The sequence below is a fragment of the Lachnoclostridium sp. Marseille-P6806 genome (assembly GCF_900625025.1).
In the GTDB taxonomy this organism is placed as follows: domain Bacteria; phylum Bacillota; class Clostridia; order Lachnospirales; family Lachnospiraceae; genus CAG-791.
In genome coordinates this window covers 393,358-410,338 of sequence record NZ_LR130575.1, presented here as the reverse complement: position 1 = coordinate 410,338, position 16,981 = coordinate 393,358, and the positions used below count along the sequence as shown (strand labels likewise).

The 16,981-nt window shown below is 58.8% G+C and carries 12 protein-coding genes; all 12 read right to left on the bottom strand.

The features are described from left to right. Window positions 1–7: 7 nt before the first annotated feature. Complete coding sequence (gene mutS, locus E0E20_RS04090; RefSeq protein ID WP_130836961.1) at window positions 8–2,641, bottom strand: DNA mismatch repair protein MutS; 2,634 nt, start codon at window positions 2,639–2,641, stop codon at window positions 8–10. A 30-nt stretch (window positions 2,642–2,671) separates the two neighbouring features. Beyond that, window positions 2,672–4,123, bottom strand: a complete 1,452-nt coding sequence (gene miaB, locus E0E20_RS04085) for a tRNA (N6-isopentenyl adenosine(37)-C2)-methylthiotransferase MiaB (protein ID WP_130836919.1) — start codon at window positions 4,121–4,123, stop codon at window positions 2,672–2,674. Window positions 4,124–4,205: 82 nt separating this feature from the next. Continuing rightward, complete coding sequence (gene pepT / locus E0E20_RS04080) at window positions 4,206–5,522, bottom strand: peptidase T (RefSeq protein ID WP_130836918.1); 1,317 nt, start codon at window positions 5,520–5,522, stop codon at window positions 4,206–4,208. 73 nt (window positions 5,523–5,595) lie between these two features. Continuing rightward, window positions 5,596–6,351: a hypothetical protein gene (locus E0E20_RS04075; RefSeq protein WP_130836917.1), complete on the bottom strand. Its 756-nt coding sequence runs from the start codon at window positions 6,349–6,351 to the stop codon at window positions 5,596–5,598. Window positions 6,352–6,357: 6 nt separating this feature from the next. Next, a complete protein-coding gene (locus E0E20_RS04070; protein ID WP_130836916.1) occupies window positions 6,358–6,915 on the bottom strand; it encodes a DUF5662 family protein in 558 nt (185 codons plus the stop codon). A gap of 20 nt (window positions 6,916–6,935) precedes the next feature. Beyond that, the gene (locus E0E20_RS04065; RefSeq protein WP_130836915.1) at window positions 6,936–8,936 is read right to left on the bottom strand and encodes an alpha-amylase family glycosyl hydrolase; all 2,001 of its coding nucleotides are present in this window, start codon (window positions 8,934–8,936) and stop codon (window positions 6,936–6,938) included. Window positions 8,937–9,044: 108 nt separating this feature from the next. Continuing rightward, entirely contained in the window at window positions 9,045–11,090 is a 2,046-nt protein-coding gene (locus E0E20_RS04060) for an ATP-dependent helicase (protein WP_130836914.1), read from the bottom strand. Beyond that, on the bottom strand, window positions 11,087–12,556 hold the full coding sequence (gene gltX / locus E0E20_RS04055) for a glutamate--tRNA ligase (protein WP_130836960.1): 1,470 nt from the start codon (window positions 12,554–12,556) through the stop codon (window positions 11,087–11,089). Before gltX ends, E0E20_RS04060 begins: the two co-directional genes overlap by 4 nt. Window positions 12,557–12,694: 138 nt before the next feature. Beyond that, complete coding sequence (gene dut / locus E0E20_RS04050; RefSeq protein ID WP_130836913.1) at window positions 12,695–13,132, bottom strand: dUTP diphosphatase; 438 nt, start codon at window positions 13,130–13,132, stop codon at window positions 12,695–12,697. A gap of 71 nt (window positions 13,133–13,203) precedes the next feature. Then, the gene (gene rnhA, locus E0E20_RS04045; protein WP_130836912.1) at window positions 13,204–13,674 is read right to left on the bottom strand and encodes a ribonuclease HI; all 471 of its coding nucleotides are present in this window, start codon (window positions 13,672–13,674) and stop codon (window positions 13,204–13,206) included. A 19-nt stretch (window positions 13,675–13,693) separates the two neighbouring features. Beyond that, entirely contained in the window at window positions 13,694–15,547 is a 1,854-nt protein-coding gene (locus E0E20_RS04040) for a MutS-related protein (protein ID WP_165443970.1), read from the bottom strand. An 84-nt stretch (window positions 15,548–15,631) separates the two neighbouring features. Then, window positions 15,632–16,951, bottom strand: coding sequence for an amidohydrolase family protein (locus E0E20_RS04035; protein ID WP_130836910.1), 1,320 nt, complete (start codon window positions 16,949–16,951; stop codon window positions 15,632–15,634). Window positions 16,952–16,981 lie beyond the last annotated feature (30 nt).

Below are 16,981 nucleotides of genomic sequence, written 5' to 3'. Positions count from 1 at the left end.
CCGCGTGTTACCCCCAGCGGTTTTTCAGCTCATTCTGCAGCCGGTAAAGCGTATTCAGCGCGTCCATCGGCGTCAGATTCGGGATGTCGACGTCGCGCAGCTCGGCGAGCACATCCTCGTCCCGCTTGGTATCAAACAGCGTCATCTGATTCAGATCGACCTCGTCGTAATGCGGAACCTTTTCCCGCGCGGCGGACGGAGCGGGCGCAATGCGCTGGACCTTTTCCGTGATATCGCTGTCGACGAGGCTTGCAAGGATTTCCTTGGCCCGGTCCACGACGAGATCGGGGAGACCGGCCAGCTTGGCGACCTGTATGCCGTAGCTCCGGTCGGCGCCGCCCTTTATGATCTTGCGCAGAAAGACGATATCGTCTCCGTTTTCCTTTACGGCGACGCAGTAATTGTTGACGTTGTCCATCTTGCCCTCGAGCTCGGTCAGCTCGTGATAATGCGTGGCGAACAGCGTCTTGGCTCCCAGAAACTTTTTGTTGCTGATGTGTTCGATGACGGCCCACGCGATGGAGAGGCCGTCGTAGGTCGAGGTTCCTCGTCCGATCTCGTCGAGAATGATCAGGGAGTTCGGCGTGGCGTTGCGCAGAATATTCGAGACCTCGTTCATTTCGACCATAAAGGTGCTCTGCCCGCTCCCCAGATCGTCCGAGGCGCCGACGCGGGTGAAAATGCGGTCGACCACGCAGATATCCGCCGAGTCGGCGGGGACAAAGCTCCCGATCTGCGCCATCAGGGAGATCAGGGCGGTCTGCCGCATGTACGTGGATTTGCCGGCCATGTTCGGTCCGGTGATGATGGAAATCGCCCGCTTCCGGTTGTCGAGGAGGGTGTCGTTGGCGACAAAGTCCCCGGAGAGCATGCGCTCCACCACCGGATGACGCCCGTTTTTGATCTGGATGACGCCCTTTTCGTTGATGGATGGCTTTACATAATGGCAGCGCTCTGCCGTAAGCGCCAGCGAGCAGTAGACATCCAGCAGGGCAATCGCCTTTGCGGAGCGCTGAATCTCCTCCATATGCGCGGCGATGCCGTCCCGGACGGAGCAGAACGCATCGTATTCGAGCGCATTCAGCTTATCCTCCGCGTTGAGTATCGTATCCTCAAGCTCTTTCAGCCGCGGCGTGGTGTAGCGCTCCGAGCCGGTGAGCGTCTGCTTGCGGATGTAATCCTCCGGCACCTTGTCCTTAAAAGAGTTGGTGACGTCAAAGTAGTAGCCGAAAACCTTGTTGTACTTGATTTTAAGATTTCGTATTCCCGTCCTCTCCCGGTCGGCGGCCTCGAGCTCCATGAGCCATGTTTTTCCCTGCGTTTTGGCTGTCCGGAGCCGGTCGATGTCGGGATCGAAGCCGGGCTTTATTATGCTGCCCTCACGGATGGTGACGGGAGGCTCCTCTTCGATGGAACGGTCAAGCGTATCGAGCAGACCGTCAAAGCTGCCGATCTGCTCCCGGATCCGCAGGAGCTCCGCGTTTTCGCTGTCGATGCCGGCAAGCGTGCTCCGAATCGGGGCGAACATACGGAGGGAATTCCGGAATGCGATCAGGTCGCGGGGATTGGCCGTCTTGTAGGAAATTCTGGTGAGAAGCCGCTCCATATCGTAGACGGGGGAGAGATATTCCCGCAGCTCGTCCCGGTCGACCCCGTTCCGGTTCAGGGTATCGAGGGCGTCCAGCCTTGCGCGGATCGCATCCGCATCCACCAGCGGCTGCTCGATAAACTGATGCAGGAGACGGGCCCCCATCGCGGTTTTTGTCTTGTCGAGAACCCAGAGGAGAGATCCCCTCTTCTGCTTTTCACGCAGCGTTTCCGTGAGCTCGAGATTCCGCCTTGTCGCGCTGTCAAGCAGCATGTAGCGGTTCGCAAGATACGGCGTCAGCGTCGTCAGGTTGGAGAGATCGTTTTTCTGCGTATCGTACAGGTAGCAGAGAAGCGCGCCGGCGGCGACAGTCCCGGATTTGAAGTCGTCGATGCCGAGGCCGATAAGGCTCGAGACGCGGAAATGCTCCAGCAGCGTACGCTTTGCGGTATTCTCCTCAAAATAATGCGAGTCGAGCGGATAGATCGCGATGCCGAGACGCTCCCGCAGATCCGCAAGATCAAGGCCGCTCATCTCAAAGGCATCGTTGCAGATAATCTCCGACGGAGCGTATTTCATGATCTCATCGAGGAGCTTGCGGCTGGTGTCGACCTCAGTGACATAGAAATCGCCGGTGGAAATATCCGAGACAGCGATGCCGGAGCTCCCCGGGCCGTAGAAAACCGAGAAGAGGTAGTTGTTCCGGCTCTCCTCAAGGGACTGCATATCCATGTTGGTGCCGGGTGTGACGATGCGGACGATCTCGCGCTTCACCAGTCCCTTAGCGAGCTTCGGGTCCTCGACCTGATCGCAGACCGCGACCTTATAGCCTTTGCCGACAAGCCGCGTGATATAGGCGTCCACGGCGTGAAAGGGGACGCCGCACATGGGGGCTCTTTCCTCCATGCCGCAGGCCTTGCCGGTGAGCGTGAGCTCAAGCTCCCGGGACGCGGTGACGGCGTCTTCAAAAAACATTTCGAAAAAATCGCCCACGCGGTACATCAGAATACAGTCGGGATTCTGTTGTTTGGTCTCCACATAGAGCTGCATCATGGGAGACAGCAGTTCTTCCTTCGGCAAATTCTACCTGCCTTTCACATGTCCGAAATAATAGAAGCCGCGGCATTCGTCCAGCCGCACGGAATAAAACTGTCCGATCATGGAGGCGTCGCCCCTCACATGGACAATGGTGTTGTTGGAGAGGCGCCCCGTTACATAGCCGGGGAGCTGGTCGTTGAGCTCCTCGATGAGAGCGACCTGCTCCTGTCCGGCGAGGCGCGCCGTGCGCTTTTTCGCGCAGTCCTGCACCACGGCGAGGAGGCGGTCGAAATTGGCCCTCTTCTCCTCCTCCGGAACCTGCTCCAGCTTCGCTGCCGGCGTACCGGAGCGGATGGAATAGATAAAGGTGAATGCGTTGTCGTATTCCACGCGGCGGATCACGTCGATGGTTTCGTCCACGTCGCAGGCCGTCTCCCCGGGGAAGCCGACGATAAGATCGGTGGTGAGAGCGACGCCCGGGATCTCCTCCCGGATATGCTCCGCGAGCGCAAGGTACTGCGCTTTTGTGTAGCGGCGGTTCATCGCGCGGAGTATCCTGTCCGAGCCCGACTGCAGAGGAAGATGGATGTGACGGGCGATTTTCGGCGTGTCCCGGATGGTGCGGATCAGATCCTCTGAGAGATCTTTCGGATGCGGCGTCATGAAGCGGATGCGCTCGATGCCGTCGACCCCCGCGGCCGCGGCTAGAAGCTCCGCAAAGCTCACCGGCTCCATCAGCGTCCGTCCGTAGGAATTGACATTCTGCCCGAGGAGCATGATTTCTTTCACGCCGTCCGCGGCGAGCTGCTTGATCTCCCGGAGAATATCTTTCGGCTCCCGGCTTTTTTCGCGGCCCCTCACATAGGGAACGATGCAGTAGGTGCAGAAATTATCGCAGCCGTACATGATATTGACGCCGGACTTATAGAAATATTTCCGATCGGCGGGCAGATTCTCCACGATCTGATCATTCCGGTCCCAGAGCTCGGTGACCCGCTTGTCCGTGTGGTAGACGCGCCAGAGATATTCCGCGAAGCAGAACAGATTGTGGGTGCCGAAAATAAGCCGCACCTGAGGATAGCTTCGGCGGATCTTATCCACGGCGCTCTTTTCCTGCATCATGCAGCCGCAGACCGCAATTTTCATGTCGGGATTCTGCTTCCGGTAATGGGAGGCTCTCCCCAGACGGCCGTAGAGGTGCTGGTCGGCGTTGTCCCGGACCGTACAGCTGTTGTAGATCAGAAAGTCGGCGTTTTCCTCCTCAATGATGGAGAAACCGCAGCTCCCCAGCACGCCGAGGAGCTTTTCCGTGTCCTTGGCGTTCATCTGGCAGCCGAACGTGACGGCACTTGCGGTCATGGGACGTCCCAGCTCCCGCGAGCGCTCCTCCACAAAGCCCCGCATTTTTTTGATGTAATAATACTGACGGACATCGCCCGCCTCCGGGACGGGGGCGGTGATGTCGATCTGTTCCAGAATGGTTTCGATGGAATTCATGGACGGATAACCCTTTATGTGTTTTATTGTATTTTGCAGCGGCTATAGTTTACAGCGCGGGTCCGGAAGCCGCGAGGCAGAGTCAGATCTGCGGCGCCTCCTCGTCCAGCTCGTAGTGGGCGTAGCGGTTCAGTATTCTGACGAGCAGCTCGACGTTCTTTTGCATCTCGTCAATCGAGACATATTCGTAGCGGCTGTGAAAATGATAGGCTCCGGTGCCGAGATTCGGGCAGGGGATCCCCTCAAAGGAAAGCCGGCAGCCGTCGGTGCCGCCGCGGATCGGTCCGATGAGCGGTTCGATCCCGAGCGCTTTCATGGCCTGCACCGCATTGTCGATGAGGTGCATGTGGGGCCGGATCTTTTCCTCCATGTTGTAGTAGGAATCGCGGAGCTCGAGCGCCGCGGTCTCTTCGCCGTAGCGGCGGTTGATCTCAAGGACGGCCTTTTCCAGTCCGCGCTTTCGCTCCTCGAAGCGCCGGCGGTCGTGATCGCGGATGATGTACAGCATTTCCGCCTCGTCGCAGGAGCCATGCATACTCTCGAGGTGGTAGAAGCCCTCGTAGCCCTCCGTGTGGTACGGCGTCTCCATCGGCGGAAGAAGCCCCGCCAGCTCTGCGGCGACGAGCAGCGCGTTTTTCATCGTACCCTTTGCGGAGCCGGGATGCGTGGAAATACCCCGGATCCGGATCGCCGCACCGGCGGCGTTGAAGTTTTCATATTCGAGCTGTCCCAGATCGCCGCCGTCGACCGTGTAGGCATAGTCGCAGGCAAAGTGTGACTGATCAAGCCACAGAGGGCCGTTCCCGACCTCCTCATCCGGCGTGAAGCAGCAGCGGATCGTGCCGTGCGCATATTCGGGATGCGTGAGATAAAAGCGCATTACCTCCATGATCGCGGCGATGCCGGCCTTGTCGTCTCCGCCGAGAACGCTTGTGCCGTCTGTCACGACGAGCGAATGGCCGATGTGCTTTTCAAGGGACGGAAAACGCTGCGGCGAGAGGATGATGTTCTGCTCCGCGTTCAGAATGATGTCTCCGCCGTCGTAGCCGTCGATGCGGCGGGGATGGAAGTCCGTACCCGCCACAGCGTCGGAGGTATCCATGTGGGCCATAAGGCCGATGACGGGCGCGTTGTTCTCTCTTCTGCGCGTATCCCGGTCGCTGCGGGCGGCGAGCTTTGCCTCGTCGCAGGGAATATTTCCCGGAACGGCGGCATAGACGTAGCAGTGCTCTTCGTCATAGTAAATCTCCGACGCGCCCGTTTCCTCGAGCTCGTCCCGCAGCAGCACGGCAAGCTCTCTCTGGCAGGCGGTCGACGGTGTGGAGGGGCAGCCCTCCTTTGACTGAGTATTGATGGAGGCGTAGCGGATAAAACGCTCGCCGATGTCTCTGTAATTCATATTTTCATCTTTTCCGCAAGGCGAATTTCAGATTCACCGATGCGATCTGCGGCTCGGTGCAGTGGTTTCGTTCTCAGTCCCGGAAAGACGGAGCAATCCGGTAGAGCCATGCCCGTCCTCTCTTCTCTCCGGTTCGCTCTATGACGCCGAGCTCGCGGAGAACGAGGAGTACGGAGGAAAAGCCGTCCCGCCGGAAGCCTGCGTGCTTCGCGACATCGGCGGAGGTGAACTCCTCCGGGAGTTCATAAGGGAGAAAGGCAAGGTAATCGCGGGGCGAGTCCAGAAGAAGCTCTCCGGCAAGGGAGATCGGAACCCGGTCAAAGCGGTGCGACCCGCGCTTCCCGTTCTTTCCCCAGCCGTCCTGCAGACGGTACTCTTCCATGTCGACGAGAAGAAGCTCGATCGACAGGTGGGGATCCGCAAGGAACGAACGGATCCGGCACAACTCCCGGAACGCGTCATAAAAGCTTCCCCTTTTCGGGGAGCGGCTTCGTTTTCCCTGTGCGCCGGTCTCCGGATCAATCCATGTCACATGCTTGATATGCGGCAGGGGATAGACGATACGGACCGGCCAGAGCAGAAGAAATGTTTCCAGCTTTTCTCGCATTTTTCCGAAATTTCCGTTCTGTATCTCGATGATTCCGCGTCCGGTAAAAATATCCGCGATATAGCCCTCAATCGGGATCTCGTGATGATCCTCGTCGGGATCCTCGTAATATTTGAAAACAGCATGCAGGGTTTTTTCCATCTGCATGCCGATCCCGCGTCTCTCCCGCTCTCCCGGAACGAGTATCCTGCGCCTCGCCTCTTCAAAACGAATCGTATCCATGGCGTTCTACTTGTGGAGCTGTCTGCGGATATAGGCAAAGGTTTCGTCCTCGCCCCGCTCCGCAAGCATATTCAGCAGAAGCTCGAGAAGAGCCGCCGTCTGCGGATGAAGAAACTGCTGCGTATTTCCCCGCTGGTAATAGCGGAGGGGATCGGAATCCCGGTAGCTTTCGCCATTATAGATTTTTGACGCGGCGACCCGGTCGCAGAACATTTCCACCACATAGCGGCCCGGCATTTTGACTGGTGCAAAGCCGCCCGGAATCATATGGGCGGAATAGTCCATCCAGTATTCGTAGTGGTGGCGGTTGCGGCCCTTGTGATGGAGCCACGAGGAGGAATAGCCGGTGACGCGGCGCTCCCCGTTGTTTGGGCTCTCCGTTCCGGTATAGTAGCGCGCTCCCACAAGGAACTCCTCCGGGGAATACTTGGAGAGATCGTGCGCGAGTCCCTGCCGGTAGAGGCCGAGGCGGAAGCACTCTCGCATGACATGGTGCCGGTGCGCGGTAATGGTCCGGAAATGGGCGAGCGTCTTTGCGATCGTGATGGGCGGTGCGGTTTTCATTTTATTTTTCGGAATGGATGTCATTGCCGTTTTCTGTGCCTTTCGTCGGGACTGTCTGCTTTCGGGACAGCGCAGCCCGTTTCCTCTGCCTGGGAAAGCCCCGGCGCGGGAACGGTCTGAAGCAGCATGATGGAGCGGGCGGGAACCGTCAGAGAGGCTTCCCCGATTTCTTCCTTTTCATCCAGAAAGGGATGCTCCCGCGAGGTATCTATAATAAGTTGCCATGATTGCTCTTTGAGGTGAGGCAGGCCGAACGGACTGCTCTGCCAGTACATGTTTACGGCAAGGTACAGCAGGCGGGGGAGACGCTCTGCGCTTCCCTCCGTATTCTGCGCCTCGTCCGGCGCGCCGCTCCCGTAATTCTCGCAGTAGAGCAGGCCCACGGAGTGACTGCTCCCGGTGAGATCCGGCTTCCATGCGTCCCGTCCGTGATAGGACAGATCCGGAAAGCCGACGCTGCGGTAATCGCTGAAGCGAAACGGTTCCCTGCGCCGGAATACCGGATGCTCTCTGCGGTACCAAAGAAGCTCCTGACAGAAGCTGTGCAGAGCGCGGCTCTCCGCATTCTCCTGCCATGAGGTCCAGCCCGTCTCGTTGTCCTGACAGTAAGGGTTGTTGTTGCCGCCCTGACTGTTGCCGCGCTCATCTCCGGCAAACAGGAGGGGCGTCCCCTGCGAGAGCAGCACGAGCGCCAGAAAATTGCGGAGCTGCCGCCTGCGCAGAGCAAGGACATCCTTTCGGCGGGTGTTTCCCTCAACGCCGCAGTTCCAACTCACGTTGTTGTCGCTGCCGTCCCGGTTGTCCTCTCCGTTCGCTTCGTTGTGCTTGCGGCTGTACGTCACGAGATCACGGAGCGTGAAGCCGTGGTAGGTTGCGGCGTAGCGGAGCTTTCCGTGTCCTTTCGGGACATCGAGAAAGGCGCGGATAAAGTCAGACAGAACCAGATCATCGCCCTTTACGAAAGCGCGGACAAGATACAGGAAGCGATCGCTGTATTCCGCGCAGTGAAGCGCCGCTTCTCCCGTTTCCCTGGGGCCACCGGGAGGAGACGTCGGAGCGAGCACAAAGCGGCCCGGCTCTTCGGCAGACGGGGCCGGAGCGGGAATACGGTCCGCGGTGAGGAGGAGGTCGGCCAGCAGAGGATCGGCCGCCAGAGCCTCAAGAGGAATGCGGGGGCCCATGAGATGGACGCCGTCGATTCCGTAGCGGGCGGCCCAGTAGCGGACGGTCTCGATGATGATTCCGTCCGGGATCGCCGCAGAAAAGCACATCTGAAGAATGAGCTCCAGCCCGGCGTCATGAAACGACTGCACCAGAGCAAGAAATTCCGTCTCCGCATGGGCAGGAACGGAGGCCAGCTCCGGGCGGAGGGCCCGCAGATACGCGTCCCCGAAGCCCCAGAGATTCGGTCTGTCATGATCCCTTGAGGGAAGCAGTGCAAAAACGGGCATCAACTCCACGGTGGTGACGCCGAGCTCTTTCAGATAAGGAATCTTCTCCGAAAGTCCGGCAAAGCTGCCCCGCTTCTTCACGCCGGAATGAGAACCCATAGTAAAGGCGCGCACATTCAGGATATACCATACGCGGTCCGGCCAGCGGTACCGTCCGCGGAGCGGCGAAACCCGCGGCCGGGGGCCGAGCTCTCCGGGGAGAGCCGCAGGAACGGGAGAAGCGTCATCCACCACTCCCAGACGGCAGGAAAAGGGATCGGAAAGGGTCTCCCCGCCGATAAAAAAGCAATAGGCGGTCGATGGAGCGCACAGTCCCTCGATATAGACGGAGTACAGACTGCCGGTGCGGTATTCGTCCCGGAACGGAATATCGCACCGCGTATGCGTCTCCAGATCATACAGGCGGAGCCCGAACGTGCCGGGAAAGCGCTCCGCCGCCTCCGGAGCGATCGCGGCGGCAAAGACCATGCCCCTGCCCCGCGCAAAGCACCCGGGGCTCTGCGCGCAGGCCGGCTCGATGAGAAGAGCGGAATCCGGTTCTGTTTTATGGTATATTACAGTTTTTTTCATCGGACGGCCCCGTGTGTGTCGCATGAGATGGAGAGATGTGCCGCCGGAGCTGCCGGCAGACACCACTGTAAAAAAGCGAATATAGTTTATCATAAATAACTAAAGATTTCAGCTTTTTTCCATGGGATCTTCAACGCCCAGAACGCGCAGAAAACGGGATGGTCTCCGGGGATTTTCGGGCGTTCCGGACAGGTAGAGCAGTGTAAGCTCCCGCTTTGCCCTCGTCATGGCAACGTAGAGGAGCCTCCTCTCCTCTTCCATCCCCTCTTCGCTTCGGATCTGCCGTCCCGGGAGAATACCCTCATTCAAATCCGGAAGAAATACGCGGTCAAATTCAAGTCCCTTGGAGGCGTGCATAGTGATCACCTGCGGGCCGAGGGCGCGGCAGGGCGGCGGTTCCTTTCTCACTGTTTCATTCGGGGAAGCTGCCGCGATAAGGGCAGAAAGCGCTGCCGCGGCCTCCTCTGCCGTTTCTGCCCTTGAAACGCAGCGTTCCGCTTCATCCAACGCCGCGTGGACCCTCTCCCGCCTCTGTCCGGAGAGCTCCGCGGCCGGGCCTCTTCCCGGCGCCGCCTCTTTGCCGGGAGGCGTCGTATACGCCTCCGGAGAACGTGTGCTGCAGTCTGCCGCGGCCGCCTCATAGCCGACTGCGTGCCGCAGATAGCGGACGGCAAGCGCCGGGCGAAGCAATGCAAGGCAGGAAAGATCCTGCTCCAGAGTTCGGATGCTGCGCAGCATGGGCGGCTGTCCTCGGTAAAATCGCTTCAGCTCTTCCATGCAGAACACCTCTCCGATGCGGAACGCCGCTTCCCCGTGAGATGCGTCTCCTGCGACGGCGCGTCTTGAAAGAAAGCGCTGTGGCCGGTTCATGACGCGGAAAAAATCGGCGCAGGAAAGCGGACGCCCGCAGGACAGACACTGTGCGAGCCGCAGGTAGCTGAGGATATCCAGAAAAACGGATCGGCGGAGAGGATCCGGGGCTTCCGCACTGTCCCCCGCAGATAGTCCGCGACGGCACAGCACTCTTTTCAGCGAGGCCGTCTGCGCACGGCTCCGGCAGATGACGGCGGTCTGCGCCAGCGCTTCGGGAGTAAGCGCCTGCAGGGTGCCGCAGAGAAAGGCATATTCCGCTCCGGCATCAGAAAACGGCAGGATGAGAACCGGCGCGCCGCCCTGTCCCCCTGCCTGCATCCGTTTCGGCACGCGGAGGCGGTTTTCCTGTATGAGGAGCTGGGAAAAACGGACGATGGATTCACTGCAGCGGTAATTGACATCAAGAAAAATCCGTCTTGTCAGAGGATAATCCTCTGTCATTCGCCGCATGACCGAGGAATCCGCTCCGCGGAAACCGTAAATCGCCTGATCGTCGTCTCCCACGACAAAAAGACCGGGATTTTCCGATCCGGAGAGGAGGCGGAGCAGCTCGTACTGCGGGGGATCGATATCCTGAAACTCGTCGACAAGAATCCAGCGAAAGCGATTTCTCCACCGGGAAAGCAGTTCCGGGTCCTGCTGGAACAGGCGGAGGCAGCCGAGAATCATGCCCTCAAAATCAGTCTTGTGATTTTCCTCGAGAAAGCGGCAGTAGTCACGGTATATCCTGAGAAAGCATTCCGGCCCCGGAAAAGCGTCGAGGAAGTTCTGAAAGGTCTCATCGTTTGGAAGTGCATCACTTCCGGAATAAACATCCGGGCGGGCTTTTATCCGGGCGATCATCGGAAGACAGAGCTCCAGAAGATGCGGAAGCTCCTCCTCCGGACAACGGGGAACATGACAGCGGATGAGGTGCAGGATAAGGGCCTGCCTTTCGGCGGCGCCAAGCACAGAGGGCGGGTGAGGAAGCGACTGCCGCAGAATATGAAAAAAGACAGAGTGAAAGGTTCCGAAAACGACGGATGCGGCGGCAGAGGAAAGAGAAGAATCGGGAAAAGCGCCGCAGAGAGCCTGAAAGCGCCGTTTCATTTCCAGAGCGGCGGCGCGGGAAAAGGTAAGAACCAGAATCGAGGAGGGAGCTGCATGAAGCTGCAGAATGAGATAACGGATGTGCTCTGTAAGAACAAAGGTTTTGCCGCTTCCGGGACCCGCCAGAATCTGGCAGGGCCCCGCGGCATGGGCAATGGCCTCCCGCTGTGCGGGATTGCCGCGCTGTGTCATGCGGACGGCGAGAACCCCTTTTTCAGCTTTTCAATCCCCGTGCGAAGCCGTTTCAAAGCCTCTTCTTTTCCGAGGATCTCCATGATCTCCGTCGCTCCCGCAGGGGTGGTCTGTCTGCCGGAGACAGCCGTGCGGACCGGCCAGAGCACATATCCGTTTTTGCAGCCCTTTTCCTCGATATAGCGCGTCAGCAGCCCGTAGAGAGCGTCGTTGCTGTAATCCTCCTGTTTCTCAAACAGCGGAAGCAGCTCCTCCAGAATCGAGAGGGAGCCGGCGGCGTCGGTTTTCATTTTTTTGTGGGTATACATGGCGATGTCGTATTCCGGCAGCTCGTCGAAGAAGCGGACCATGTCCGGAATGTCCGGGAACACCTCGATCCTCGACTGTACCATGCCGGCGATCCGGCGCAGATCCAGATCCCGGTGAATCGCCTCTTTCAGGTACGGGAGGGCTTTTTCAAAAAACGCGTCCCCGTCCATCGCCCTGATGTACTCTCCGTTCATCCAACGGAGCTTTGTGTAATCGAAGACCGCCGGTGATTTGCCGATACGGCGGTAATCAAATTCGCGCACGAGATCTTCGAGAGAAAAAAGCTCCCGCTCTCCGTCCGGCGACCAGCCGAGAAGAGCCACAAAGTTCACGACAGCCTCGGGAAGAAAGCCCTGCTCGATCAGATCTTCGTAGGAGGAGTGCCCGCTCCGTTTGCTGAGCTTGTGATGTTCCTCGTCGGTGATCAGAGGACAGTGGATATACTTCGGAATTTCCCAGCCGAACGCTTCGTACAGACGGTTGTATTTCGGCGAGGAGGACAGATATTCATTGCCCCGGACGACATGCGTGATGCCCATGAGATGGTCGTCGACCACGTTGGCAAAATTATAGGTCGGGAAGCCGTCGGACTTGATGAGGATCATGTCGTCCAGCTCGCTGTTGTCAAAGGTGACATCTCCGTAAAGCTCGTCGTGGAATGAGGTGGTTCCCGTGCGGGGGTTGTTCTGACGGATCACATAGGGAAACCCTGCCTCCAGCTTTGCCTGAACCTCTTTTTTGGTGAGGGAGAGGCAGTGCTTGTCATAGACAGAGATTTCCTTGCCGTCCACGACTTGCGTCAGCGTCCGGAGACGCTCGGGCGTGCAGAAGCAGTAATAGGCCTCGCCCCTGTCAACAAGCTCTTTGGCATAGCGCAGATAGATGCCCTGCTTCTGGCGGACGCTCTGGACATAGGGGCCGACGCCGCCGTCGCGGTCCGGGCCCTCGTCATAGGAAAGTCCGGTCTCCGACAGCGTGTGATAAATAATGTCGATCGCTCCCTCAAAAAAGCGCTCCTGATCGGTGTCCTCGATGCGGAGAATGTAATCTCCGCCCTCATGCTTGGCGATGAGATAGGCATAGAGAGCGGTTCTCAGGTTTCCCACGTGCATACGTCCCGTGGGACTGGGCGCATATCTTGTTCTGATTTTCATGATTCCTCCATGGCGGCATTCTGTGCGCTGTGCGCATGCGGCAGGCTGCCGGTGCGGGCGCACTGTTTTTCAGTATAGCGGCCTGCCGTCCGCTTCGCAAGCCGTCCGCGTTCCGATTTCATCGTTCGATTTCACAGCTGTTTACTGCCTGCCGGTCGAGCCGAAGCCTCCCTCGCCGCGTGCGGTTTCCGAAAGCGCCGCCGTCTCCTCAAATTCGAGAGGAAGATAGGCCATCACGATCATCTGCGCGATCTTTTCCCCCGCTGTGATCACACGGGGCTCGGAGCTGTCGTTGTGGAGAGAAACCATATAGTTGCCACGGTAATCGCTGTCGCAGACGCCGACGCAGTTGGCGGGACGGAGTCCCTCCCGACTGGCCAGCCCGCTCCGGGCAAAAATTCCCGCGAAATACCCCTCCGGCAGTTCGAAGCGGAGGCCGGTGTCGATCAGTTTTGTCTCTCCGGGGCCGATCCGCACCGGCTCCGCCACATCGGCATGCAGGTCGTAGCCCGCCGCCGCGCTGCTCCCGTGCGTCGGGAGAACGGCGGTTTCACTTGTTCTTTTCACTTTGATTTTCATTGATATCTATCCTTAATTTCTGCTTTATATTATTGTTTCCATATTCTGGCTTTTTTCTGTTTTATTTTTCGCTATTCCTGTTTCCCTGCGGAAAAGGCGTCTGCGGCGTCCGTGGCGAGCTTATCGCAGCGCTCGTTTTCCGGATGCCCGTTGTGTCCCTTTACCCAGTGCCAGCAGATGCGGTGTCCCTCCTCGGCACGCAGGAGCCTCTCCCAGAGGTCCTGATTCCGAACCGGCGCCTTTCCGGCCGTCTTCCAGCCATTTTTCTGCCAGTTGGCGAGCCAGCGCTGGTTGTGCGCATCGATGAGATAGCGGGAATCGGAATACAGCTCGACCTCGCAGGGGCGGTTCAGGGCTTCCAGTCCCACAATGGCGGCGAGAAGCTCCATGCGGTTGTTTGAGGTCTTCTCAAAGCCCTGCGAAAATTCCTTTTCATGAAGAACCCCGGCGGAGTCGACGAATTGCAGAATGGTCCCGTAGCCGCCCGGCCCGTCGGGATTTCCCCGCGCCGCACCGTCGGTGTAGATCGTCACCTTGCTCATTGTGCTTCTCCCGTTATGGTCATTGCCACTCTCCTGTCTCGATGAAATGCCCGGCCCGCTCCTCCGCCCGCCGGATCAGGGCGCTGTCGTAGCCGATGGCCTCCAGCAACCGGATCGCGTTGCGCGAGGCCGCTCTGCCCGCCAGCAGGCGGTAGTCAAAGCGGACGTCGCCGTTCTCCATCGTCTCGGTGAAATGATAATTGTCGTAGCACTCTGCCAGAAGTCCCGTGAGCTCGATGTCGTGCGTCGCGGCAAAGCAGGTAATTCCACGCTCCGGAAAGCTGGCGAGGATCTCCGAGGAGGCGGCGATCCGCTCGACGGTATTCGTGCCACGCAGCACCTCGTCGACAAAGCACAGCACGGGCGCCGTGTTCTTCTTTTCCGCGGCGTCAAGAATCCGCTTGAGTGAGCGTATTTCTACGATGAAATAGCTCTCCCCGCCCTGCAGATTGTCCCGGAGCGCCATCGAGGAATACAGGCGGTAAAAGGGCGCCCGATAGCAGTCGGCCGGTGCGATGGAGACGGTCTGGGAAAGGAGGGCGCACAGTGCAGTGGCTTTCAGAAAGGTGGACTTTCCGGAGGCGTTGGAGCCGGTGATCAGCACATGGGCGGCCGTCTGAATGGAATTGGGAACGGCGCCGGAAACGAGCGGATGATACAGACGGTCAGCGAAAAACCGCTCCGCTCTGCCGTTTTTCCCGCTCTCTTTTTCCCCTGCCGTCTCCGCAGACCAAAGCTCCGGTTCGGAAGCGAGGGGGAGGGAGGCGCGAAAGCAGGCGGCGGCGATGGTCGCGTCCATTCCGCCGATCAGCGTGAGAATACGGTCGATTTCCTCCCGGTGCGCACGGATCTCCGCGAGCATACTGTTGAATTTGATGAGATCAAGGTGCAGGATGATACGAATATAATCGAGGATAATATCAAGAGGGTTGCCGCCTCCGCCGGCGGTCATCAGGAGCTCCGCCCCCCGGCGGAAACGGCTGAGGTTCTTTGCCAGTGCGGCCAGCTCCTGTGTTTCATCTGGAAAGGGATCCTCTTCTTTTTTATCGCTGATGATCCCACTTTCGAAAGTGCTTCCGGCATCGTCTCCCATGGCGCTTCCGGCATCGTTCTTCTTACCGCGGAACCCGTTCCTTCGGCGGCGCGCCGGGCGCGGCTGTCCTTTCTGCAGCAGATCGATGCAGCGGAGGAGGCGGAGCAGATAGCGGAACGGAATCAGAAAAGTGTCGTTTTCATTCTTCTGGCGGTAGTAACTGAGAATGTTGAACGCAATCACAGAGAACAGCGCGACGACACCGGTCCTTGTCTCAACGGTCGTCAGAACGAGAGATGCGGCAAAGGCGGCGGCGCACAGATAGTGGAATGCGTTGCTTCTTTTTCCGAGTGCATCCAGCGTTTCAAGATAGTCGGCCAGAGAATGCCTGCCGGTCTGCCCCAGCGCAAAAAAGATCTTCTGATAGCGCAGACGCTGCTCCGGATTTCTGTCGCAGAGCCGCATCTTTTCGGAGCTGATCCGGGGATCGCCGGGCTTCAGGGCCGGGGTGCGAAGCTGCCAGTAGAGATACTCCTCACCGGCGGCGCTTCCGCAGTAATTCATGCGACGGTAGACGCGGTCCATATCCAGATCGTTCCATGTAATGTCATCGATCTGCCACTCCTCCGGATGGTGCCGGTAATATCCGGGGATGTGTTCCCTGTTTTCCTCCGGAGAAAGAGACGGCCCCGGGGGCTTCCCGTAACCGTCCCTGAGCCTGCGCAGGAGAGATGTCTCCGCTCTCCGCTTTTCCCGGTATCCGATGATTCCCGCAATGACAAGGGCGGCGCAGAGAAAGGCAAAAAACGTGAGGTTGCTGTAAAGTGTGCTGGAATTCAAGGACATTATCCTCCATGCCGAAGCGTTTTCAGCGAGGCACGCGCCGCAAAATCCGCGCAGGCGGTTTTGCGGCTGCGATCAGGGCTATTTCTCCATAAAGATCCTGCGCTGTATCGCTTCAACCTCGCGGTAGATATCCGCAGGCTCCTCTCCGATATGGAAGCGCTGCTCTCCGCCGCAGAGCTCATAGCGGATCACGCCGCCGATCATGGTCAGCATGACGTTGCTTTTGCTCCCGGAATATACGATATTGTTCGGAATATCCCAGACGGGCTGCATATTCGGCTGCTGCAGGTCGAGCAGGATGAGGTCGGCGAGCTTTCCCGCGGCAAGGACGTCGGTCTCCGGAAGACGCATGATATGCGCTCCGTTCACCGTAGCCATTCGGAGAACCTCGAGAGCCGGCACCGCCGAGGCGTCCCCGGTCCGGAGCTTGGCCAGAGCGGTGGCAAGGAACATCTCGCGGAACATGTCAAGACAGTTATTGCTCGCCGGTCCGTCGGTTCCGATTGCGACCGGGATTCCGTCTGTAAGGTATTCGGAAAGCGGCGCGATGCCGCTCGCGAGCTTGGCGTTGGAGGCGGGATTCGTGACGACGCCGATGTTCTTTTCTTTAAGAATCCTCCGGTCCTCCTCATTGGTGTGGACGAGGTGATAGCCCGCTCCCCCGAAATCCCAGATTCCTAATTCGGAAAGCAGAGCGACCGGCGTTTTTCCGTAGCGTTCCATGCAGCCCTGCGTCTCGGCAAGGGTCTCCTCGCAGTGCGTGAAGACGGGCGCCCGGAAGCGATGCGCCAGCCCGGCGATCGTTTCAAGCAGATCCGGGGAACAGGTATATTCCGCGTGGAAGCCGAGCTGGAAACTGGTGAGAGGATCGGCATGATTCAGCTCCTCATACCATTTTTCCAGAAGCTCCGGAGACTGGCTGAAATTGTTGCAGCCCCCCACCTGCACAACGCGCATACCGCAGCCGGAACAGGCCGCGGCGATGGTCTCGGGCGTAAGATACATCTCCATGATTCCGGTCACGCCGCCGGTCAGATATTCGAGGATGGCGAGCTTCGTCAGCGTGCCGATATCCTGCGGCGTGAGCTTCGCCTCAAAGGGAAAAACCTGCTCGTTCAGCCAGCGGTCCAGCGGCATGTCGTCGGCATGGGAGCGGAGAAAGGTCATGGCGCTGTGCGTATGCGCGTTTTTGAAGCCCGGCATCAGAAGATTTCCGCGGCAGTCGATCTCCCTGTCCCAGCAAGCGGGCCTGTCTCCCGCCTGCGCGCGGGGTGTCCCGGCAGGCGGCGTATCTCCGACATAGAGGATCCGGTCCTCCGCGGTCCACAGCTCGCCGGAAAAGACAGGCTGTCCCTCCTGCATGGTCAGTATTCTTGCATTGTAAAAACGAATGTTCATGCGAATTGCCCTTTCGAAGCAATGTATGAT

What these genes read in the sequence shown, in the direction of transcription:
- mutS (WP_130836961.1), bottom strand. Translation starts at nt 2,641, where the DNA reads ATGATGCAGCTCTATGTGGAGACCAAACAACAGAATCCCGACTGTATT.
- miaB (WP_130836919.1), bottom strand. Translation starts at nt 4,123, where the DNA reads ATGAATTCCATCGAAACCATTCTGGAACAGATCGACATCACCGCCCCC.
- pepT (WP_130836918.1), bottom strand. Translation starts at nt 5,522, where the DNA reads ATGAATTACAGAGACATCGGCGAGCGTTTTATCCGCTACGCCTCCATC.
- E0E20_RS04075 (WP_130836917.1), bottom strand. Translation starts at nt 6,351, where the DNA reads ATGGATACGATTCGTTTTGAAGAGGCGAGGCGCAGGATACTCGTTCCG.
- E0E20_RS04070 (WP_130836916.1), bottom strand. Translation starts at nt 6,915, where the DNA reads ATGAAAACCGCACCGCCCATCACGATCGCAAAGACGCTCGCCCATTTC.
- E0E20_RS04065 (WP_130836915.1), bottom strand. Translation starts at nt 8,936, where the DNA reads ATGAAAAAAACTGTAATATACCATAAAACAGAACCGGATTCCGCTCTT.
- E0E20_RS04060 (WP_130836914.1), bottom strand. Translation starts at nt 11,090, where the DNA reads ATGACACAGCGCGGCAATCCCGCACAGCGGGAGGCCATTGCCCATGCC.
- dut (WP_130836913.1), bottom strand. Translation starts at nt 13,132, where the DNA reads ATGAAAATCAAAGTGAAAAGAACAAGTGAAACCGCCGTTCTCCCGACG.
- rnhA (WP_130836912.1), bottom strand. Translation starts at nt 13,674, where the DNA reads ATGAGCAAGGTGACGATCTACACCGACGGTGCGGCGCGGGGAAATCCC.
- E0E20_RS04035 (WP_130836910.1), bottom strand. Translation starts at nt 16,951, where the DNA reads ATGAACATTCGTTTTTACAATGCAAGAATACTGACCATGCAGGAGGGA.